Annotated in this window: 16 protein-coding genes; 6 read left to right on the top strand and 10 right to left on the bottom strand. The window is 74.0% G+C overall.

Translation table 11 applies throughout. The features are described 5' to 3' along the window. Positions 1-130 precede the first annotated feature (130 nt). A complete protein-coding gene (gene recQ, locus CHR28_RS28965; protein WP_094056658.1) occupies positions 131-2227 on the top strand; it encodes a DNA helicase RecQ in 2097 nt (698 codons plus the stop codon). A gap of 85 nt (positions 2228-2312) precedes the next feature. On the opposite strand, the gene CHR28_RS28960 is transcribed toward recQ, so the two are convergent. From CHR28_RS28960 to fahA, 8 genes are all read right to left on the bottom strand, one after another. Next, entirely contained in the window at positions 2313-5162 is a 2850-nt protein-coding gene (locus CHR28_RS28960; protein ID WP_256984470.1) for a fumarate reductase/succinate dehydrogenase flavoprotein subunit, read from the bottom strand. Between the two features lie 11 nt (positions 5163-5173). Further along, complete coding sequence (locus CHR28_RS28955; protein ID WP_094056657.1) at positions 5174-6007, bottom strand: ABC transporter ATP-binding protein; 834 nt, start codon at positions 6005-6007, stop codon at positions 5174-5176. Further along, positions 5991-6878, bottom strand: coding sequence for an ABC transporter permease (locus CHR28_RS28950; protein WP_094056656.1), 888 nt, complete (start codon positions 6876-6878; stop codon positions 5991-5993). The genes CHR28_RS28955 and CHR28_RS28950 overlap by 17 nt, the downstream gene beginning before the upstream one ends. Continuing rightward, the gene (locus tag CHR28_RS28945) at positions 6875-8221 is read right to left on the bottom strand and encodes an ABC transporter substrate-binding protein (protein WP_094056655.1); all 1347 of its coding nucleotides are present in this window, start codon (positions 8219-8221) and stop codon (positions 6875-6877) included. Before CHR28_RS28945 ends, CHR28_RS28950 begins: the two co-directional genes overlap by 4 nt. A 15-nt stretch (positions 8222-8236) precedes the next feature. Continuing rightward, the gene (locus tag CHR28_RS28940) at positions 8237-8464 is read right to left on the bottom strand and encodes a 4Fe-4S dicluster domain-containing protein (protein ID WP_043497678.1); all 228 of its coding nucleotides are present in this window, start codon (positions 8462-8464) and stop codon (positions 8237-8239) included. Positions 8465-8500: 36 nt separating this feature from the next. After that, positions 8501-9301, bottom strand: coding sequence for a GntR family transcriptional regulator (locus CHR28_RS28935; RefSeq protein ID WP_094056654.1), 801 nt, complete (start codon positions 9299-9301; stop codon positions 8501-8503). Between the two features lie 128 nt (positions 9302-9429). Then, entirely contained in the window at positions 9430-10368 is a 939-nt protein-coding gene (locus CHR28_RS28930) for a M56 family metallopeptidase (RefSeq protein ID WP_094056712.1), read from the bottom strand. A gap of 398 nt (positions 10369-10766) precedes the next feature. After that, positions 10767-11978, bottom strand: coding sequence for a fumarylacetoacetase (gene fahA, locus CHR28_RS28925; protein ID WP_094056653.1), 1212 nt, complete (start codon positions 11976-11978; stop codon positions 10767-10769). A gap of 317 nt (positions 11979-12295) precedes the next feature. Between fahA and CHR28_RS28920 the strand changes: the two genes are divergently transcribed. From CHR28_RS28920 to CHR28_RS28900, 5 genes are all read left to right on the top strand, one after another. Continuing rightward, positions 12296-13543, top strand: a complete 1248-nt coding sequence (locus CHR28_RS28920) for a DegT/DnrJ/EryC1/StrS family aminotransferase (protein WP_094056652.1) — start codon at positions 12296-12298, stop codon at positions 13541-13543. Between the two features lie 4 nt (positions 13544-13547). Further along, complete coding sequence (locus tag CHR28_RS28915; protein WP_256984469.1) at positions 13548-15929, top strand: lipopolysaccharide biosynthesis protein; 2382 nt, start codon at positions 13548-13550, stop codon at positions 15927-15929. A gap of 216 nt (positions 15930-16145) precedes the next feature. Then, positions 16146-17987, top strand: coding sequence for a glycosyltransferase (locus CHR28_RS28910; RefSeq protein WP_094056651.1), 1842 nt, complete (start codon positions 16146-16148; stop codon positions 17985-17987). Further along, a complete protein-coding gene (locus CHR28_RS28905; protein WP_094056650.1) occupies positions 17984-18424 on the top strand; it encodes a hypothetical protein in 441 nt (146 codons plus the stop codon). The genes CHR28_RS28910 and CHR28_RS28905 overlap by 4 nt, the downstream gene beginning before the upstream one ends. After that, positions 18421-19569 (top strand): glycoside hydrolase family 26 protein, encoded by a 1149-nt coding sequence (locus CHR28_RS28900; RefSeq protein WP_256984468.1) that lies wholly within the window; start codon positions 18421-18423, stop codon positions 19567-19569. Before CHR28_RS28905 ends, CHR28_RS28900 begins: the two co-directional genes overlap by 4 nt. Before the next feature lie 15 nt (positions 19570-19584). Here the strand turns inward: CHR28_RS28900 and CHR28_RS28895 are convergent, their stop codons facing one another. Then, entirely contained in the window at positions 19585-20340 is a 756-nt protein-coding gene (locus CHR28_RS28895; protein ID WP_094056710.1) for a polysaccharide deacetylase family protein, read from the bottom strand. 455 nt (positions 20341-20795) lie between these two features. Continuing rightward, the gene (locus tag CHR28_RS28890) at positions 20796-22094 is read right to left on the bottom strand and encodes a glycosyltransferase (protein WP_094056649.1); all 1299 of its coding nucleotides are present in this window, start codon (positions 22092-22094) and stop codon (positions 20796-20798) included. Positions 22095-22099 lie beyond the last annotated feature (5 nt).

Below are 22099 nucleotides of genomic sequence, written 5' to 3'. Positions count from 1 at the left end.
TCCGCATATTCGAACGGGAGTGTGGGTCGCTGTCTCCATCGGGCGGGACCTGTGGACAACTCCGGGACTGTCGGTACGGGCGCCTATGGTGGACGCAGTGGTCGAGGCGCGACGCACGGGGGACGCAACGATGGGCGCGACGGGCGGGACGGGTGTGATGACGGAACGGGACACGGTGACCGGTGCCGATGCCGGGACGGGCGGCGGGTCCGCCACCGGCGACGGTCCGGCCGGGCCGCTCGGTGCCGACGCGAGCGAGGCGCTGACCGCCCTGCACCGGGTCTTCGGCTACGGCGCCTTCCGCGGCGAGCAGGAAGCGGTCATCGAGCACGTGGTCGCCGGCGGCGACGCCGTCGTGCTCATGCCCACCGGCGGCGGCAAGTCGCTGTGCTACCAGATCCCGTCCCTGGTCAGGCCGGGCACGGGCGTGGTCGTCTCGCCGCTCATCGCCCTGATGCAGGACCAGGTGGACGCGCTGCGGGCCCTGGGCGTGCGGGCCGGGTTCATGAACTCCACGCAGGACTTCGACGAGCGCCGGATGGTGGAGGCCGAGTTCCTCGCCGGCGAGCTGGACCTGCTGTATCTGGCGCCGGAGCGGCTGCGGCTGGAGAGCACCCTCGATCTGCTCTCCCGCGGCAAGATCTCCCTCTTCGCCATCGACGAGGCGCACTGCGTCTCCCAGTGGGGCCACGACTTCCGGCCCGACTACCTGGCGCTGTCGCTGCTCGGCGAGCGCTGGCCTGACGTACCACGGATCGCGCTCACGGCCACGGCCACGCGGGCCACCCACCGGGAGATCACCGAGCGGCTGAACATGCCGTCGGCCCGCCACTTCGTGGCCAGCTTCGACCGGCCCAACATCCAGTACCGGATCGTGCCCAAGGCCGACCCGAAGAAGCAGCTGCTGGCGTTCCTGCGCGAGGAGCACGCGGGCGACGCGGGCATCGTCTACTGCCTGTCACGCAACTCGGTGGAGAAGACCGCCGAGTTCCTCAGCCGCAACGGCATCGAGGCCGTGCCCTACCACGCGGGCCTGGACGCGGGGACGCGCGCGGCCCACCAGTCCCGCTTCCTGCGTGAGGACGGCCTGGTCGTGGTGGCGACCATCGCCTTCGGCATGGGCATCGACAAGCCGGACGTCCGTTTCGTCGCCCACCTCGACTTGCCCAAGTCGGTCGAGGGCTACTACCAGGAGACGGGCCGGGCCGGCCGCGACGGACTGCCGTCGACGGCGTGGATGGCCTACGGGCTCAACGACGTCATCCAGCAGCGCAAGCTGATCCAGTCCGGCGAGGGCGACGAGGCCTTCCGGCGGCGGGCCCAGGCCCACCTCGACTCGATGCTGGCGCTGTGCGAGACGGCCCAGTGCCGCCGGAGCCAGCTCCTGGCCTACTTCGGCCAGGACCCGGACCCGGCCGGCTGCGGCAACTGCGACACGTGCCTGGCCCCGCCGGAGACCTGGGACGGCACGGTCGCCGCCCAGAAGGTGCTCTCGACGGTGGTGCGGCTGCAGCGGGAGCGGGGGCAGAAGTTCGGCGCAGTGCAGATCGTCGACATCCTGCTGGGCAAGCGCACCGCCAAGGTCATCCAGTTCGACCACGACCAGCTGTCGGTGTTCGGCATCGGGGAAGACCTCACCGAGGGCGAATGGCGGGGCGTGATACGGCAGTTGCTCGCCCAGGGACTGCTCGCGGTGGAGGGCGACTACGGCACGCTGGTGCTGACCGAGGCCAGCGGGGCGGTGCTGCGGCGGGAGCGGGAGGTGCCGCTGCGCAAGGAGCCGAAGAAGCCGGTGTCCTCCCGGTCGGGGTCCTCCTCCACTGGCTCCGGGCGGGGCGATCGCAAGGGCAAGGCCGTCGCCGCCGAGCTGCCCGAGGAACTGCTGCCGGCGTTCGAGGCCCTGCGCGCCTGGCGGGCCGAGCAGGCGCGTGAGCAGGGCGTCCCGGCGTACGTCATCTTCCACGACGCGACGCTGCGGGAGATCGCCCTGGCGTGGCCGGCGTCGGTGCGGGAGCTCGGCGGGATCAGCGGGGTGGGCGAGAAGAAGCTCGCGACCTACGGCGAAGGGGTGCTCGGGGTGCTCGCGTCGCTGAGCGCGCCGCCCGGAGCGGCCCCGGCGACCGACGCGCCCTCGCCGGCCCCGTCTCGGGCCTCCGGCCCGGGCAACGAGGAGCCGGACGACTGGCCCGAGATGGACGCGGAGCCGGAGCCCGAGGACTGGATATAGGACGACGGGCCAGGGCCAGGGCCGGGGGCCGTCGTCCGGCTCGACCTCGGCTGGACCGGTGTGGCTCATGACTCCGGCCGGACCGTCATAGTGCGCGGGACGCGTATGCCCTGACGTCGGCGTCGGAGTCCGTCGTTGCCGTGGCCAGGGCCGCTCGCGCCTCCGTCGAGGACCGGTGCCGGGTCAAGGCCAGGACGGCGGCCTTGCGGACATCGGCGTTGGAGTCCGCGAGGGTCTTGGCCAGCGCGGGGACGGCGACGTCGGGCTCGGCGACGGACAGGGCCGTCGCCGCACCGGCCCGCACCTGCCAGGCCGGCTCCGCCAGGGCGGCGACGGCGCGTGCGGTCAGGGGCGCCGGGCAACCGGTCGTGCCCAGTGCTCCGTAAGCCGCCGCTCGCACCAGGGCGTCGGGGTCGTCGAGCAGCCCGGTGAGCGCCTGGGCGACCGGGTCGGACCCGACGGCGTCGCCCTCGCCCGGCAGTGCCGCGGCGGACAGCCGTTCCGCCCCCACGGTGGCCAGGCCCTTGGCGATCGCCACCCGGACCTCACGGGACGGGTCGGTGGCCGCCGCGCCCGCCAGTGCGTCGGCGGCGTCGACCGACACCAGGGCGCGCACGGCCTCGATCCGGACGGACAGGTCCGAGTCGCTCAGGGAGGCCGCGAACAGGCCGCTGTCCCCGAGGCGCAGGGCGCGCAGGACGTCCAGCGCGGCGGCGCGGACCACCGGGTCCGGCTCGTCCAGGGCGGCGGCGAGGCCGTCGCGCAGGCCGGGCTCGGGCGGGAGCGTCTCGACGAGCTCCCGCAGGGACGCGGCCGCGGCGGCACGGACCTCGGCGGCGGTGTCCCGCAGGGCCGCGGCGAGGGCGGGACCCGTCCCCGGCGGCAGGGTCTCGGTGAGCACGGCGACCGCCTCGCGCCGGACGGCGGGCGCGGGGTCGGTCAGGTAGGGCCGGAGGGCGTCGAGCTCGGGCTCCTCGTCGGCGAGGGCGACGAGTTCGAGGAGGCGGGCGGAGGACCGCTCACCCGCGGGGGCGGTGGGTGAGAGGGGCGCGGTGGCGGCCGGCTCCGGCTCCGCGCCGGTGGCGGCCCCGGCCAGGGCCGCCACCGGCGCCACATCGCGCGACCCCGCCGTCGCGACGTCCTCGGCGTGCACCTCGCCGATGTACCGGGACGCGCCGCCGACCGGATCGAAACCGTCGACCGGAACGAGATAGGGAGCCACGGGACGAGCCGTGAACTCCATCGCACCAGAGGGGGACTTGTGCAGATCGAGGTGGTGGAACCAGGACGCGTCGTCGCGCCGGGGGTGGTCGAGCCGGTCGTGGTAGAGACCCCAGCGGGACTCCGTGCGGGCCAGGGAGGAGCGCGCGGCCATCTCCGCGCAGTCGCGGATGAAGGTGACCTCGGCGCAGCGCATCAGCTCGTGCGGGGTGCGGGCGCCCATCTCCGCGATGTCGTCCCGCATCCGCTCGAACGCCTCCAGGGCCAGCGACAGCCGGGCACCGGACTTGGGCGGGGCGACGTAGTCGTTCACGAAACGGCGCAGCTTGTACTCGACCTGGGGCTGGGGCGGGCCGTCGGGGTTGCGCAGCGGGCGGTAGATCAACTCGTGCGCCTCGCGCAACTGGTCGGCCGGCAGCGTTCCCTCGTAGGCGGTGTACTGCGCCGCGTCCGCGCCCGCCAGGTCGCCGAAGACGAACGCGCCGATCATGTAGTTGTGCGGCACGCACGCGAGGTCGCCGGCCGCGTACAGGCGGGGCACGGTGGTGCGGGCGTGGTCGTCCACACGGACACCGGAGGCGGAGTGGCCGCCGCACAGGCCGATCTCGGAGATGTGCATCTCGACGTCGTGCGTGCGGTAGTCGTGGCCGCGGCCGGAGTGGAAGGTGCCGCGGGTGGGGCGTTCGGTGGAGTGCAGGATCGTCTCCAGCGCCGAGACGGACTCCTCCGGGAGGTGGCTCAGCTTGAGGTAGACCGGGCCCCGGTCGGACGCCACCTCCGCCGCGAACTCGGCCATCATCTGGCCCGACCAGTAGTCGGAGTCGACGAAGCGCTCGCCGTGCCGGTTGACCTGGTAGCCGCCGAAGGGGTTGGCGACATAGGCGCAGGCCGGACCGTTGTAGTCCTTGATCAGCGGGTTGATCTGGAAGCACTCGATGCCGGTGAGCTCGGCCCCGGCGTGGTAGGCCATGGCGTAGCCGTCGCCGGCGTTGGTGGGGTTCTCGTAGGTGCCGTAGAGGTAGCCGGAGGCGGGCAGGCCCAGGCGGCCGCAGGCACCGGTGGCGAGGATGACCGCGCCCGCGCGGACCTGGACGAACCGCCCGGTGCGGGTGTTGAAGCCGGCCGCCCCGACGGCGCGTCCCTGCGCTGTGAGGACACGCACCGGCATCACCCGGTTCTCGATGCGGATGCGCTCCCGCATCTCCCGCCGCCGCAGCTGCCGGTAGAGGACCTTCTTGACGTCCTTGCCCTCCGGCATGGGCAGGACGTAGGAGCCGGAGCGGTGCACCTGGCGGACCGCGTAGTCGCCGTGCTCGTCCTTCTCGAACTTCACGCCGTAGGACTCCAGCCGCTGCACCATCGCGAAGCCGCGGGTGGCGGTCTGGCGGACGGTGGACTGGTCGACGATGCCGTCGTTGGCACGGGTGATCTCGGCGACGTAGTCGTCGGGTTCGGCGCGGCCCGGGACGACCGCGTTGTTGACGCCGTCCATGCCCATGGCGAGCGCGCCGGAGTGACGGACGTGCGCCTTCTCCAGCAGCAGCACGTTCGCCCCGTGCTCGGCGGCGGTCAGGGCCGCCATGGTGCCGGCGGTGCCGCCGCCGACGACGAGGACGTCGCAGGTCAGTTCCTCGGCGTCGGCGAGGGCCGGGACGGCGAGGGACGGGACGGCGCGGGGGGTGTCCGCGGGGGAGTTCACGGAGGTGGTGGTCACCGGGGTGCCTTTCACGTGCCGAGCGAGGTGAGGACGTCGCGCCGCAGGGCCAGGCGCGCGGGGTCGTCGTGCGCGCCCCGGTCGCGCGGGCGGGGCACGTCCCGGACGGCGGCGACACCGCCCGCGGCGAGCAGGGCCACGCGGTCGCCGAGGAACAGCGCCTCGTCCACGTCGTGGGTGACGAAGACGACGGTGGCGCCCGTGCCCCGGAGCACCTCCACCAGGAGGTCCTGCATGCCGGCGCGGGTCTGCGCGTCGAGCGCTCCGAACGGCTCGTCCATCAGCACGGCGCGGGGGCGTGCGGCCAGGGCGCGGGCCAGCTGGGCGCGCTGGCGCTGTCCGCCGGAGACCCGGTGCGGCAACTGCCCCGCCTGCGCGCCGAGTCCGACCCGCTCCAGCCAGGCGTGGGCCTGGGCCCGGCGTTCGGCGCGGGACACGCCCCGGACGGCGAGGGGCAGTTCGACGTTGGCGCGCAGCGTGCGCCAGGGGAGCAGGGCGTCTTCCTGGAAGATCAGGGCGCGGTCGGCGGCGGGGCCGGACAGCGGCCGGCCGTCCTGGGTGATCTCTCCGGCCAGCGGCGCCAGCAGCCCGGCCAGGGTGCGCAGCAGGGTCGACTTGCCGCAGCCGGAGGGGCCGACGACGGTGAGGATCTCGCCGGGCGCGACATCGAGGTCGACGCCGTCCAGGGCGGGTGCGCCGGGGCGGCCGAGCCGGGCGCCGGCGAGGGCGAGCCGGGTGCCGCGTCCCGTCGTCCCCGCGGTGGGGGCGTCCGGCTCGGGCGACGTGCCCGGGACGGTCCCCGGCTCCGGGGAAACGCCCGGGACGGTCTCAGACGAGGTGCTCATCGCGTGCCTCCTCGGATCGGGCCCCGGCGGGCCGGACGGCGGGCGCGGGCGGCGCGGGCTGCCCGGACCCGGCGGGCCGTGCGGGCCGGGGCGCCCGGGCAGCGGGGTCGTAGGCGGTGCGGGGCAGCCAGCGGGTGAGGCGGCGGCCCAGCAGTTCCACGGCCGTGGAGGTGAGCCAGCCGAGCACGCCGATGGTGGCCATGCCGACGAAGACACCCGGGTAGTCGACGACGGTGTAGTCCTGCCAGGTGCGGTAGCCGACGCCGTACTGGCCGGAGATCATCTCGGCGGAGATCACACAGATCCACGAGACGCCGATGCCGACGGACAGACCGCCGAAGACCCCGGGCAGGGCACCCGGCAGGACGACCGAGCCGAGGATCCGCCACCGTCCGCCGCCCATGGTGAGCACCGCCTCCTCCCACACGGGGGTCAGCGCGCGCACGGCGTGCCGGGTGGAGACCAGGACCGGGAAGAAGGCGGCGGTGCAGGTGATGAAGACGATGCCCTGCTCGTTGGAGGGGAACAGCAGGATCGCGACCGGGACCAGGGCGATGGCCGGGACCGGGCGGATCACCTCCAGCACGGGTCCGAGCAGGTCCTCGGCGAGACGCGAGCGCGCCACGAGCACGCCCGTGGCCACGCCCAGGACGGCGGCCAGCAGGAAGCCGGTGAGGATCCGGGTGAGGCTGTCGGTGAGGTCCGTCCAGTAGTCCGGCCCGGTCAGCCGTTCGGCGAAGGCGCGGGCCACGTCGGTGACCGTCGGGAACTGCGAGAACCGCAGCCACAGGTCGACGTCGAGACTGGTCAGCGCCTGCCACAGACCGAGGGCGCCGGCCAGCGAGAGCAGACGGAGCGCGTACCGCCTCATGACGCCCGCTCCAGGGCGTCGGCATAGGAGACGGTCCGCGCCCCGGCGTGCCCGGCGATGTACGCCCGCGCGGTGTCGGGGGTGACGAAGGGCAGCAGCTCGCCGCCGTCGGCCACCCACACGGCCTTGTCGGCGAACCAGAGGGTGCCGGTGGTGGTGTCGGGGACGGAGGCGGCGCGCAGGGTGTCGCGGTGTCCGGCGACGTAACGCAACAGCTTGGAGGGGGAGTCGAACGTGACGGTCTTCGAGGCGCCCTTGGGCCAGGCCTCGCTCGCGGCGGGCGCGGGCTTCGTGGCGAGACGCTTCGCGTACGCCGCCGGTCCCAGGGCCTTCTTCACGTACCGGTCGTCGACGAACGCGTCGACGTCCACATCGCCGGTGAGCTTGGCCGACTTCAGGACCGCCACGTCCTGCTTCAGCGCGGAGACCAGCTGGGGCTTGATGGCCGGGTCGAAGGTGGCGATGCCGTGATCGCCGTTGTAGAGGTAGACGACCTCGGCGGGCAGGCCGGTCGCCTTCGCGACCTTCTCGGCGGCGTCCACCGGGTGCTCGTTCAGGTAGTCGGTCGCCTCCGCCTGCGCCTTCAGGAACGCCTCCAGCACGGCCGGGCGCTCCTGCGCGAACTCCTCGCGGGCGGTGACGCCGTGGAAGGTGGGGAGGTTCAGCCGGGCGCCGTCGTAGATCGCCTTCGCCTTGCCCTGGAAGGCGAGCAGGCCGGGCCAGGCGACGAACTGGGAGAGCGCGTCCGTGCTGCCCGCCGTGAGGGCGGAGGCGCCGACCGCGGGCTGCTGGTTGAGCTTCTCGATGTCGCCGGCCGGGTCGATGCCGGCGCGCTGCAGGGCCCGTACGAGCGTGCCGTCGGCGGCGGATCCGACGCTGGTGGAGACCTTCCTGCCCTTCAGGTCCTTCAGGGAGGCCAGCCGGGAACCGGGCGCGGTGACGATGGTGTTGAGGCCGCCGCGCAGGTTGTAGCCGGTGACCGACACGAGCCGGGTGGGGCGGTCGAGCTGCTTGCCGCGGGCCGCGTTGATGAGCAGCGGGAAGTCGCCCATCGAGCCGATGTCTATCTTCCCGGCGGTCATCTGGGCGGTGATCGGGGCGCCGGTGGCGTAGTCCTGCCAGCTCACCTTGTAGCGGACGCCGTCGTTCAGGGCGTTGAGCTGCTTCTCGAAGGAGCCGAGGGAGCGCAGCAGGGTGCCCGCGGTGACGGTGTTGATCGTCCGGGACTGGTAGCCGACGGTGACGGTCACCGTGGAGCCGCTGCCGGCCTCGGCGTCACCGCCGCAGGCGCTGAGCGGGAGCAGGAGGACGGCGGCGGACGTGGCGACGACTGTGCGTTTCATGATGGTTCGGGCCTCTCACCGGAGCAGATAGGGCATGTTGACGGTGACGGCTCCGGTGGGGCAGCGCGCCGCGCACGGGCCGCAGTACCAGCACTCGTCGACGTGCATGTAGGCCTTGCCGTTGCGTTCGTCGATGGCGAGGGAGTCCAGCGGGCACATGTCCACACAGAGCGTGCAGCCGTCGATGCACTTCGACTCGTCGATCGTCACGGGCACGTCGGCCCGCTGGGGCACCAAGGGCATGGCTGTCTCCGCGAGTGTGCGCGAGCGGGTGGTGGGTCAGACGGACCGGTGCAGCAGACCGCTCATGGCGATGCGGTCGCCGCGGAACCGGATGAACTCCAGGTCGACCGGGCGGCCGTCCGCGAGGTGGGTGAGGCGTTCCAGCATGAGGACGGCGGCGCCGCGCGGGGCCTCCAGCACGGCGGCGGAGTGGGTGTCCGCGCTGACCGCCTCCAGGGTGATCTCGGCGTGGCCGAGGCGCCGGCCGGTGACGGCTTCCAGCAGACGGAAGACGTCGGTGTTCTCGAGGTCGGCGCCGAGCAGTCCCGTGCCGATGTCGAGGGGGATGTAGGTGAGGTCGAGGGACAGGGGAAGGCCGTTGAGGCGGCGCAGGCGTTCGATGTAGAGGACGTCGGTGCCGGGCGCCAGGCCGAGGCGTGCGGCGACGGGCACGGGTGCCGGGGCGGGGCCCATGGTGCGGACCTCGTTGGTGACGTGGCCGTGCTCGCGCAGGGTCTCCGCGAGGCCCATCAGGCGGTCGAGGCCGTGGGGGTACTTGTGGGCCACGACCACGGTGCCGACACCCGGCTGGCGTTCCACCAGCCCCTCGGCCCGCAGCAGGTCCAGGGCCTCGCGGACCGTGTTGCGGCTGGCGCGGTAGTCGGCGGCGAGTGCCGACTCGTGGGGCAGGACGCCCTCGCCGAAGTCGCCGGTGAGCAGCTGCCGGCGGAGCAGGTCCGCCAGTTGCCGGGCCCGGTCGGCGCGCAGCCGTCGCCGCGCGCGGTGGGCGGCGACGGTGGTCGCGGCGCCCTGTCCGGCGTGGTCTCGGATACGGTCGGTCGGCATGGATCGGACCATACCTATCCGGTCGGAAAAGTGGTGTTGCGGGAATGTTGCGCCACCGGGAGGGCGACCGGTTCCCCGCGTGACCTGCGTGTTCGCGGCGTCGGCGGGCAGATCCGCCACCGGCCGCCGAACCGGTGCGGCTACGACAGCGCCGTCAGGCCCGGGGCGAAGGCGATCAGCAGCGGCAGCAGCGGGACGAGCGCGGCCGTGGTGGTCGTCAGGGCGCGGTGCCTGCGGCCCAGCCGGGGCGGCGGTTCGAGCAGCCGGTCGACCCGCTCGCCCAGCAGCCGGTGGCTGGAGGCGCAGGACAGCACGCCGCGGTGCTGGTTGAGCTCGATCAGGGCCAGGGCGGTGGTCAGGTGGCCGCAGCGGCGGGAGGCGGTGTCGTCGGCGGCCAGTTCGACCAGGCGGTGGGTCTGGTCGCAGAAGTGGGCGAACAGCGGGATGCGGGGGAAGCCGGTGGCGAGGGCGGTCGACAGGTGGAGCAGCCAGTCGTGGCGGGCCCGGGCGTGGCCGCGCTCGTGGGTGAGGACGGCGTCCAGCTGGTGTTCCGTCAGGCGGTGCAGGGCGCCCGTGGTGACGATCAGCTGGGGCGGGCTGCCGGGCATCCACCAGGCGTCGGGGTACTCGTCCTCCAGGACCAGCACCGGACCCTTGGCGGCGGGCAGGCCGGCTGGCAGGTCGGGGGCGCGCTCGCGCAGATGGGCGCGGGCCCGGGCGCGGCGCCGGCGCGCCTCGACGAGCTCCCGCGCGAGCATCGCGGTCGTCCAGGCGGCGCCGCAGGCCAGCAGCACGGTGAGGGCGGCGGCCCAGGGCGGAGCGGTGGACAGGTCGTACGCGGCGGTCACTGCGGGCGGCGCCGGGGCGAAGAGCTGCGCGCGGACCGTGCCGAACACGGCGGCCGCGCCCAGCGCGAGCGCCGTCACGCAGCACAGCAGGACGGTGGCGACCAGGCACTGCCACACCCACAGCGCGACCACCGGTTCCCGCTCCGGCCACGAGGCCCGGGTCAGCGCCCGGGGTACGGGGACGGCGGCCGCCACGGCGACGACGCTCAGCAGGAGCAGGCAGACGGTCATGGCCACGGGCTCCGGTTCCTGGTCGGAAAAGGGGCGGCTACGGGTCGTGCGGGGCAGGGCGGTCGCCGTGCGCGGGTGCCGCGGCCGTGAGCGCACCGGTGACGTGGTCGCCGTGCCCGCCGGGGTTCCGGCTGCCGTGCGCCCGCGTGACCGCGACGAGCCCCCGGCCGGCGTGCCGTGCACCGCGCGGGTACGGGCACACCGCCCGCCGCCCAGTATGACGGGCCGGGGCGGTACGCGTCAGGCACCGGACGTCAACGGACGGGCCGCGAGGGGCGATCGGCCCCCCGGCCCCGGGTCGCCCGTGCCGCCCATGCCGCGTGGCCTGGGCCTGCCCGGGCCTCCCCGGGGTCGGTCCGGGCCCTCGGGGTCGGTCCGCGCCCCCCGCCCCACAGCGATCAGTCCGGGACCACCCGTCCCGTCACCTCTCCCAGCCCCACCCGGACACCGTCGGGCCCGGGCGCCCACGCCGAGAGGGTCACGACGTCGCCGTCCTCCAGGAACGTCCGCTTGCCGTCCGGGAGTTCCAGCGGGTCGCGGCCGTTCCAGGTCAGCTCCAGCAGCGAGCCGCGCTCGCGCTCCGACGGCCCGCTGACCGTCCCGGAGCCGTACAGGTCGCCCGTGCGCAGGGAGGCACCGTTGACGGTCATGTGGGCCAGCTGCTGCGCGGCCGTCCAGTACATGGTGGAGAAGGGCGGCTCGGAGACGACGTGGCCGTTGACGGCGACGCTGATCCGCAGGTCGTAGCCGCCGGGCTCCTCGTCGCTGTCGTCCAGGTACGGCAGCAGCCGGTGCGTCCGGGCCGGAGGCGCCACGAGAGCCTCCTCCAGGGCGTCCAGCGGGGTGATCCACGCCGAGACCGAGGTGGCGAAGGACTTGCCGAGGAACGGGCCGAGCGGCACGTACTCCCAGGCCTGGAGGTCGCGCGCGGACCAGTCGTTCAGCAGGCACAGGCCGAAGACGTGCTCGCGGAAGTCGCCGAGCGCCACGGGCCGGCCCATGCGGGAGGGGACGCCGACGACGAAGCCGACCTCGGCCTCGATGTCCAGCCGGACGGACGGGCCGAAGACGGGGGCGGCGTCGGTGGGCGCCTTGCGCTGGCCCGAGGGGCGTACGACGTCCGTGCCGGAGACGACGACCGTGCCGGAGCGGCCGTGGTAGCCGATCGGCAGGTGCTTCCAGTTGGGGGTGAGGGAGTCCTCGGCGTCGGGCCGGAACATCTGCCCGACGTTTCGCGCGTGGTTCTCGGAGGCGTAGAAGTCGACGTAGTCCGCGACCTCGAAGGGCAGGTGCAGGGTCACCGAGGACAGCGGGTGGAACAGCTTCTCGACCGTCTCGCGGTGGGAGGGCACGGTCACCCAGGCCGTCAGCGCCCGGCGGACGTCCGACCAGGCCGTGCGGCCCGCCGCCAGCAGCGGGTTGAGGCTCGGCTGCGCGAGCAGGGAGGCGTACGGGGAGCCGAGCGCGTGGGCCGCCGCGCCCGCGTCCAGCACATGGTCGCCGAGCCGGACGCCCACCGTGCGGTGGTCGGAGCCGGGAAGGGAGAACACGCCGTACGGCAGGTTGTGCGGACCGAAGGGGTCGCCCTCGGGGACATCGAAGGGGGGCATCGGGTGCTGCCTCGCTTTCGGGTGCGCCATGTCGTCGCCACGTGTCCGTGGTCGTGCCACACGTTACGGGTGACGCACCGGTCCTGGGCAGTGTCCGAGGAGGCGAGCGGGAAGAACGGGGCAGGTGGGCCCGGGTGCGACCGGACGAACTCGCCGGCGGTGACCTGCGCGGCGTACGGGACCGCACATGTGTACGTGCCGGAAGTTATCCACAGGACGCGGCGCAATCTTGACGGAGCGGTGCGAACGGGGCGACTCTGGGCGGGTGCCGGAAGGCCTCGGGGAGGGGGCGTTCCGACGGCACACCAGGGGGGCGGATGGCCATTGGGGAGGCCGGTCCGGGCTCGGTGCGGCATGGTTCACGGCCGAAGCGGCTGGAAGAGACCATGCGCCTGCGGCTCGGCCGGGAATGTGTGTATGTACCGTCGTGCCGTTTCGGGCTGTACGTGGCGCTGCGCCACTGGTGCCCGCCCGGCGGACGGGTGCTGATGTCGCCGGTCAACGACGACGTGATCTTCTTCGTGGTGCTCGCCGCCGGGCTGCGCCCGGTGCAGGCGCCCCTGAACCCGTTCGACGCGTCCATCGACGTCGATGCCGTGCCGGACGAGGTGTGGAGCTCGGTGTCGGCCGTGCTCACCACGAACCTGTACGGGAACCCCGACCCGGCGCCGCGCCTCAGGAGCAGGTGCGACGCGCTGGGCATCCCGCTGTTCGAGGACGCGGCCCATGCCATCGGCAGCCGGGTGGGGGACCGGCCGGTCGGGGCGTGGGGCGAGGCCTCGGTGTTCAGTCTGTCCAAGCACGTCGGCGCCAAGGCCGGCGGCATGCTGTCCCTCGCCGACCCGGACCTGCGCCGGGCCGTGGAGGAAACCCGGGCGGGGCTGCTCACCCGGGGCCGGATCAGTTCCGAACTGGCCTTCGCGGTGCGGCCGTACGCGGAGGCGGCCGTGCGCGGACTGCGGCTGCGGCGGGCCGCCTGGGCCGCGATCCGGCTGCTCGGGCTGGACGACCGCGAGGAGATCCGGATGCCCCTGCGCCCGGACGAACTCGCCCTGGCGGCCGGCCGGGCGCCCGGGCTCGACGCCCACCACCCGTGGCTGCGCGTCGACATGCACGACTACCGCCTGGAGTCGGGCCGGCTGCGGCTGGGCCGCATCGGACGCAAGCTCGGCCGGCTGGACGACGTGCTGGACGCCTGCCGGGCGGGCACGGAGCTGCTGCTGGCCACGCCCTGGGCCAAGCCGCGCGACACGCACGGGACGCAACCGCTGTTCCGGGTACCGCTGTTCGTCGAGGACCGGGACGCGGCGATCGCGGCCCTGGCGGACCGGGGCGTCGTTGTCGGCTACCTCTACGACCCGCCGCTGGACGACTACGCGGGCGCGCGGTTCACCGACCTCTCACCGGCCCCCGAGGCGGCCCGCTGGTTCGCCCGGCACGCGCTGCCCGTCGACCCGCTGCGGGCGCGCACGGTCGTGGAGGTGCTGGAGCGGTCCGGGGCACGACCGGTCGACGTCCCGGGACGGCTGTCCCGGAGCGGACCGACACCGGGAGGGCTGGGGTAGTCCCGTGGCTGAGATCCAGGTGCACGAGCCCGCCACCGCGCGCGCCGGCGGCGGGCCGCGGCCTGCCGACGGCGAGCACACGCACGACTCGCTGTTCAAGAACGCCTACTTCCTCATGCTCAGCACCGGCGTCTCGGCCGTGCTGGGCCTGGGATTCTGGCTGGTGGCGGCCCGCTACTACACGGAGGAGGCGGTCGGCCAGGGCTCCGCGGCCATCGCCGCGATGCGCCTGCTGGCCAGCATCACGGCGACGACGATGATCGGCGCCGTCGTCCGCTTCGTCCCGCGCGCGGGACGCGAGACCGGACGCCTGGTGTGGGGCACGTACGTGGCCAGTTCGCTGATCGTGGCGCTCGCCGCGGCCGTCTTCCTGCTCACGCTCGACGCGTGGGGTGCGTCGTACGCGCCGCTGGGCACGCCCGTGGCGGGCGCGGTGTTCGTCGCCGCGTGCGTGGCCTGGGCGCTGCTCACGCTCCAGGACGGGGTGCTCACCGGTCTGCGCAAGGCGGAGTGGGTGCCGGCCGGCAACGCGGTGTTCTCGGTCGGGAAGCTCGCCCTGCTGGCCGCCTTCGCCGGCACGCTGCCCGTCCTCGGCATCTTCGTCTCCTGGGCGGTGGCGATCGCCTTCTCCACGCTGCCGCTGGGCTGGCTGATCTTCCGCAGGCTCATCCCGCGCCAGGCCGAGGCCGACCGCGACAAGGAGCCCCCGAAGATCAGGGACATGGGCCGCTTCCTGGCCGGTGACTCGCTGGGCGCGCTGTTCAGCCTGGCGATGATCAACCTGCTGCCGGTGATGGTCGCGGTCCGCTTCAGCGCCGCGGAGAACGGCTACTTCTACGTCGCCTACACCGTCGGCGGCACGATGGAGTTCATGGCCATCAACATGGCCTCCTCCCTCACCGCGCACGCCTCGCACGACCCGCGCCAGCTCGCGGACGGCGTCCGGGGCGCCCTGCGGCGCATGACGCTGCTGCTCGTTCCGGTCGTGCTGGTCCTCGTCCTGTTCGCCCCGTACATCCTCACGCCCTTCAGCCCGGACTACGCCGAGCACGGCTCGACCGTGCTGCGGCTGCTCGCGCTCGGCGCGCTGCCCCGGGTCGTGGTGGAGCTCTACATCGGCGTCCTGCGCGTGCAGGGGCGCACCGGCGTGCTCGCCGCGCTCCAAGGCGCCATGTGCGCCCTGGTGCTGGGCAGCGCGGCCGTGCTGTTCACACCGGCCGGGATCGCCGGAGCGGGCTGGGCCGTGCTGCTCAGCATGACCCTGATCGCCGTCGTCTCCACGGCCGGACTGCGCGCGGCCCTGCGCCCCGACGACCGCGCACCCGCCGTCCGCGCACCGGCCGACCCCTCCTACGGCACCCGCTGGGCGAAACTCAACGCCACCGCCGGGTACGGCACGACCTGGGCCCGCAAGGCCGCCTACCAGCCCACGGACGGCGACCAGGACACGGTCACGCTGTTCATCGGGCGCCCCGGCTACGAACGCGAGGCGCTGCAGGCGGACACGCTCGCCCTGATCGTGCGCAAGGAGGGCCCCACCCGCGAACCGCCGCACGAGTCCGCTCAGCCGCCCCCGGACCAGGAGTTGTGGGAGCGGCGGCTGCGGGGTGCCCTGTGGAGCCTGCTCGGGGTGGCCGCGGTGTTCTTCTGCGCGCCGCTGCGGGACCTGCCCTGGCCGGACCGGGCGTCCGACGCGGCGCTGAGCGGGCGTCAGCTGCTGGCGGGACTGCCGTTGCCGTCGCTCGCCGCGGGGGGCCTGCTGCTGGTGGTGTTCGTGGCCGCTGTGACGCTGTGCGCCCGGCGCGACCCGTGGCTGCCCGGGACGGCGCTGGCCGCCGCCCTGCTCGCCCTGTACACCGCACCGGTCGCCCTCGGACGGGAACCGCGGCCGGTGGACGGGGCGTTGTACGAGAAGACGGCCGGCTTCCTCGCGGACGCGCTGGGGCTCGACGGGCCCGAGCCGCTGCTGCGCTGGGCGCCGCCGGTCTGCCTGCTGCTGTGCCTCGTCCCCCTGTGGCTGCTGCTCGCGAGCGCGGGCGGACGGCTGACCTGGCCGGGGCGCTGGGGGGTCCTGTATCTCCTCGCGGTCGCCGGCTGGGTGTGGCGTGAGGCGCTCGTCCCCGTCGCGCCGCCCCTGCTCGCCGTCCTCTGCGTCCTCGCCCTGCTCCTGACCCTGGGCCGCCGCGCCGCCTCGGCCCGGCGACGCCCGGCCCGCTTCACCCGCACGACTGCCGCGACTGCCACGACCGCCACGACCGCCGCGACCGCAGGCCCCGAGGCCGACCGGATCGTCGACCGTCCCGCCGAGCACAGAGCCGAGCGGCCGCCCGAGCGCCCGTCCGAGCGGCCGCCCGAGCACACGGCCGACAGACGGCCCAGCGACTGAACCGAACCGAGAGCCGAACCGGCCGAACAGGGCCGCGAAGAGCCGAACCGCCAGGGGGGAACCACCGTGCGTCCGCCAGTAACGCCAAAGGAGAGATCCACGCCTGAACCCACACCGGCACGCGACGGTGCGAACACCCCCGGTGGCACCCCCGAGACCGCCAGCCAGTCCTCCAGCCCGTCGTCCTCGGAGTCGTCGAGCGCGGCTCACGAGCCGGTGACGGACCTGTCCGACCTGAGCCCGGTCCGCCCGGGGCGCAGCGCGCTCGCCTGGCCCGGCCTTCCGCTGCTCGCCGCGCTCGCGCTGTGGGTGTACGCGGTACGGCACACGGACGTCTCACGGCTCGACGACTACGGTCTGGTCACCGCGCTGCACCCGACGTTCTGGGCCGGACTCGTGGTGCTCACGGCCGGCTTCTGGTGCACGGTCCGCGATCCGCGCCGGCCGGGCGCCTGGGCGGCGGCGTACGTCCTCGGCCTGCTGGTCATGGAGCGGGCCACCCAGGCCGTGCTCTACCCGACCCCGCTCTACGCCTGGGCGTGGAAGCACGACGCGGTCATCGACCACCTGCTGACGGCCGGCGGCCTGCAGACGGCCGACCAGGTCGGCGACATGGCGGTCTACGACCAGTGGCCGGGGTTCTTCGCCGCCCAGGCCGCGCTGGTGCGGCTGCTCGGGGTGGAGTCGTCGGCGATGTTCATGGCGTGGTGGCCGCTGGTCTCCAGTCTGATGCTGCTGCTCCCGCTGCTGCTGATCTACCGCACCTTCACCGAGGACCGGCGGCTGATCTGGACCGCGGTGTGGCTGTTCTACGTCGCCAACTGGGTCGGGCAGGACTACTTCTCCCCCCAGTCCGTGGCCTACGCGCTGCACGTCGCGGTCCTCGCCGTCGTCCTGCGCCGCTTCGGCCGGACCGCCGTACGGTGCGGGCGGCCGCGGCAGGCGGTGTGGACGGTGGTGATCACGCTCCTGATCACGGCGATCGTCATCTCCCACCAGCTCACCCCGGGGATGCTGGTCGTCTGCCTGGTCGCCCTGTGCCTCAGCCGCCGCTACCGCGACTGGGTCCCGGTGGTCACGACCGTGGTGATCTTCCTGGCCTGGTGCCTGACGGCCGCGCTGCCCTTCCTGTCCGCCGCGATGCCCGACATGATCCGCTCCGTGGGGGACGTCGGCGCCAACGTCGAGACCGGCTACGGCGCCACGCCGACCGGCACCGGCGCCATCGCGACCTCCTGGGCGGCCCGGCTGCTGTCCGGCTCGGTCCTGCTGCTCGCGGCCGCCGGGGTGCTGCGCCAGCGGGTGCTGCGCCACCGGGCCCGGCCGCTGCTGCTGATCGCCGCGGCCCCGCTGCCGATGTTCGCGGCGAGCAGCTACGGCAGCGAGATGATCTTCCGGGTGCTGCTGTTCATGTTGCCCGGAGCCGCCTTCTTCGCCGCCGCGGCGCTCCTGCCGAAGGTGCGCACGCTCGACGCCGACGCCGCCGACGCCGCCGACGCCGCCGACGCCGCCGCGCAGGCGGGGGCCGGCCGGCCGGCCGTGCCCGCCCGGCACGGCCTCCGGCGGTTCGCCGCCTGGGTGCCGCCGGCCGCGCTGCTCGCCGGCACGCTGGCGTTCGTCCCGGCCTACTCCGGCAAGGACCGGATCAACTACTTCCCGCCGCAGGAAGTCGCCCTCGTACGGCAGCTGTTCGACCAGGCACCCGAGGGTTCGCTCGTCGTGGCCGCCAACCGCAACTACCCGCTCGCCTACGACTCCTACTGGAGCGTCGACCACTACTGGTTCCTGGACGACGCCCGCAGCCATGTGGACCGGATCGTGCGGGACCCGGCCGCCACGCTCGCCACCGACATGGCCGGGGTGGACCGGCCGGCCCGGGCCTACTTCCTGCTCACCCAGGGGCAGTTGGCCAACTCCGAGATGAACGGCCAGCTCACGAGGGAGCAGCTGGACCGGATCCAGGACTCGGTCGCCGCCTCGCCGCGGTTCCAGCTCGTCGCGGAGAACGGCGCCGGATGGCTCTACGTACTGAAGCAGACGGGGGGAGCGGAGCGATGACACCGCAGGAGCTCGTGGTCCGGATGCTGCCGCCGTTCGGCGGCTGGCTGGCGCTCGCCGCGCTCGCCCTGCCCGGCGGATCGCCGCTGCGGGGCGCCGCGGTCGCGCTCTTCCTCGCGGCGGGCCCGGGCGCGGCCCTGGTCAGAGTCTGCGTCCCCGCGTTCGCGGCGCGGCCCGCCGAAGGGCCCGTGGAGCGCCGCGACCCCGACTTCGCCCGCCACTCCGACCTGCTGGAACGGCTGATGCTGACGCTGTTCCTGAGCATCGGCGCCGTGATGCTCGCGGCGACCGTGCTGATCGCCACGCACACCTTCAGCGCGCAGCGGGTGCTGCTGACGCTGACGCTGCTGACCACACTCGCCGCGTTCTGTCCGCCGCTGCGCGCCTCCCCGCCGGCGCGGACGACACCGAGGACACCGAAGGGTTCCGCTCCGTGAGGTTCAACCGTCCCCACCGTCCCTTTCGCCGCGGGCCGCATCCGGCCGGACAGCACCGCAGGCCACCGCGGGAGGAGCCGCGGGCGTCCGGCCCGTTCGCGTCGAGCCGGCGCCGTCTGCTGATCACGTCGGCGACGGTCGTCAGCGCGGTCCTGGTCGCGGTCCTGGCCCTGCGGGACGCCTCCGGGCCGCAGGACCAGGGAGCAGCCGGTGCCAGGGCGGACTGCCGCCCCACGGAACTGCTGGAACCGCCCTGTGGCGCCTGGTTCGGCGCGTTCGTGCCGCACGAGCGGGACGACCTGCCGGAGAAGGTGCGCGCCTACGAGAAGCGCGTGGGCCGCCCGCTCGACATCGTGTACACGTACCACGACATGTCCCTGCCCGAGGGCACCCGCCGCGAGGGACAGCTGCTCACGCCGGAGGAGCAGCGCGTCGGCGAGGACCACCTGCTGCTGCTGTCCTGGGAGAGCAAGTGGTGGGGCGGCACGAAACGGCAGCAGCCGACGTGGAAGCAGATCGCCGACGGCGAGCTGGACGAGACGGTCATCGACGTCCAGGCCCGGCGCATCAAGGACTACGGCAGGAAGGTGTTCCTCTCCTTCGACCTGGAGATGGACACCCGCACCCCGGCCAACGGCACGCCCGCCGAGTACGTGAAGGCGTACCGGCACATCCACGACCGGTTCCGTGAACTGGGCGTCGACAACGTGGTGTGGACGTGGATCACCACGGGCTATCTCGACCACGCCGACGTGATCAGGAAGATGTACCCGGGCGACGAGTACGTCGACTGGGTCGGCTACAACCAGTACAACTACTACCGCTGCCACAACACCGGCTGGCTCACCTTCGCGCAGACGCAGGACGCCACGCACGAGTGGATCCGGAAGAACATCTCCGACGACAAGCCGCTGATGCTCTCCGAGTTCGGCACGGCGGCGGACTCGGCCCGCCCGCAGCGGCAGGCCGAGTGGTACGCGCAGATGCCCGGGGTGCTGAAGGGCCTGAAGGGCGTGAAGGCGGCCCTGCAGTGGAACTACCGCGACCCCGGACCGCACTGCAACCTCGCCCTGGCCAACGACGCGGCCTGGGACAGTCTGCGCGAGGCGGTCGCCGACCCGTATCTCAACCAGCCGCTGAAGTAGCCGGGGAGACCCGCGTCAGCCGGCGAACTCGGGCCCGCGCACCAGTGCGCGGGTCCGCCGGTACCACCGCCAGGCGATCGTCTTCGGCCCGTCCCGGTACGGCGCGACCCGCGCGCCCGTCCCGGCCAGCCAGCCCTCGACGTCGGCGACGGTGTGGCCGCGCCGGACGATGAGCCGGGCGATGCGGTAGCGCTCGTCGTGGTCGGAGCTGAGGGCGTGGCGGACGGCGGTCGCGGTCTCGTAGCCGGCCCGGGCCGACATGGCGCGCACCCGGGGGCTGTTGTAGCCGTGCGGGTACGCGAGATGCCGGACCTCGTGCCCGAGGGCGTCCTCCAGGACGGCCTTGGAGGCGCGCAGCTCGTACGCCAGGGCCTTCGCGGACAGCGTGTCGAGCTGCGCGTGCGTGACCGTGTGACTGCCGATCTCCATGCCGGAACGTTCCAGCTCCGCCACGCCGGCCAGTTTCATCATCGGGGCGGGCGGCAGCAGGCTGCGGCCGCCCGGGGCGAGGGCGCCGGTGGTGAGGTAGGCGGTGGCGGGCAGCCCTCGCTCGGCCAGCGCCTCGGCGGTGGGGCCGGGCAGGTCGGCGAACCCGTCGTCGAAGGTGAGCAGCACCGGCCGGGGCGGCAGGGGTGCGCGCCCGGCCAGATGATCGGCGACGGCACTGATCGTCACGGGCGTACGCCCGCTGCGCACGACGGCGTCGAGATGCGCCGCGAACTGCTCCGGCGTGACGGTGAACTCGGCGATCCACCCGGGAGGGTCGTCCATGACGGAGTGGTAGAGAAAGACGGGGACGACCGGCGACGGTCCGGCATCACCCACACCCGGCGGGGCCGGGGAGGGGACAGCGCGGCCCGCACCCTGCGGGGCCGGGGAGCGGACAGGGCCGGCTACGTCCTGCGCCTCCTGCCCCGCGCCGACCACGTCGCGCCGGGCCTGGACCGAGCCGGCCACGTCGTGCCGCGCCTGGACCGCGCGGGTCACGCCGTGCCGGGCCCGGACGGCGCCTTCCGGAGCCGCGCCCTCGGGCCGCCCGCCGGGGTCCGCGGCTGTCGGTGCCGTGCTCTCGGGCTGCCCGCCGGTGTCCGCCGGGGCTGTCGGTTCCTCGTCCTCGGGCCGGACGCCGGTGCCCGGGGGTATCGGTCCCTCTCCGTCCCGCGTGGGCCCGGCCGGCCGGCCTCTGCCGTCACCCTGGTCCTCGCCGTGCGTACTCGCCGGTGTCCTCATCTCGCCTCCCGGACACTCGCGCGCAGCGCACGCCGCGCCTTCAGATAGCCGACCGGTCCGTAGACCATCCCTCTGCGCTGCAGGCGGGACAGGCGCCGCGGCCAGGGGTGGGTGCGGGTGTCGTGGTCACCCGGCATGCCGCCGGCCGCCTCCTCCGTCTCGCGGACGGCCGTCAGCGACCGGGCGTGTGCCAGGCCGCGCGGCAGCCGCGCCAGGAACGCCGGCAGCAGCGCGGGCCGGTTGACCAGCACCGCCGTGAGGTACGCGGTGAGCCCGGCGCCGTAGCCGTACGCCTGCGTCTCCAGGTCCCGCCAGGTCTCCCGGTGGTGGTGCCAGACCAGGGCGTACGGCGTGTAACGCAGCCGGTGGCCCTCGGCCAGGACCCGGACGAAGCCGTAGAGGTCGTCACCGCCCCGGGCGGCCGTCCCCGCACCGGTCGCCGGGTCGAAACCGCCGACGGAGCGCAGCACCTCCGTGCGGAACGCCATGTTCGCGCCCGAGCCGAACCGCCCGGCGGTGAACGGGAACAGCGGCTCGTCGCCCGGCGGGTCCGCCGGGTCGTACGTCCTTGGAGTGAAGCCCTTCGCGAAGCCGCCGTGGCTCTCCAGCAGCACCTGGGCCGGTGTCGTCAGCCGCGCGGGCAGGATCAGCCCGGTGCCACAGCCCAGCCGGGCGTCGGCGGCGAACGGCGCGGTCAGCTCGGTGAGCCAGCGTGGGTCGGCCACCACGTCGTCGTCCGTGAAAGCGACCACCTCGCCGCGCACGGCCGCCAGCCCCGCGTTGTGCGCCGCCGCGAGGCCCGGCACCGGCTCGCACACGTACCGCACGCGCTCGGCGTACTTCCGCTCGACCAGCTCCCGCGTCTCGCTCGTCACGGGCGCGTTGTCGACCACGACGACCTCGAACCGCGGGTGGTCCTGGGCCAGCAGCGAGTCCAGCGCCCGGGCCAGCTGCCCGGCACGCTCCCGGGTGGCCACGACGACACTGGCGTACGGCAACTCCACCGCCCCACCGGCATCCGCCCCGCCCGCATCCACCCCGGCGTACTCCGCCCGCGCACGCGCCCCCAGCACCGCTCGCGGGTCGGTCCCTTCCGGTACCCGTGCCAGCAGCGTGCCGACCGGACGGCCACGCCGTCTGACCAGGACGAAGACCTCACCCGGCGTCACCGGCGGGCTGCCCGGGCCGGGTCTGAGCACCGCCTCCTCGCCGTCCAGATCCAGCTCGGCGACCTGCACCGGCCCGATGGCCAGGAACCGCCGTATCTCCTCCTGCGCACGCGCCGAACGGGCCATGCGCC

Source organism: Streptomyces sp. XY006 (assembly GCF_002237655.1).
GTDB lineage: Bacteria > Actinomycetota > Actinomycetes > Streptomycetales > Streptomycetaceae > Streptomyces > Streptomyces levis.
Note: the sequence above shows the minus strand (reverse complement) of the source record. Positions and strands in the feature narration are given on the sequence as shown.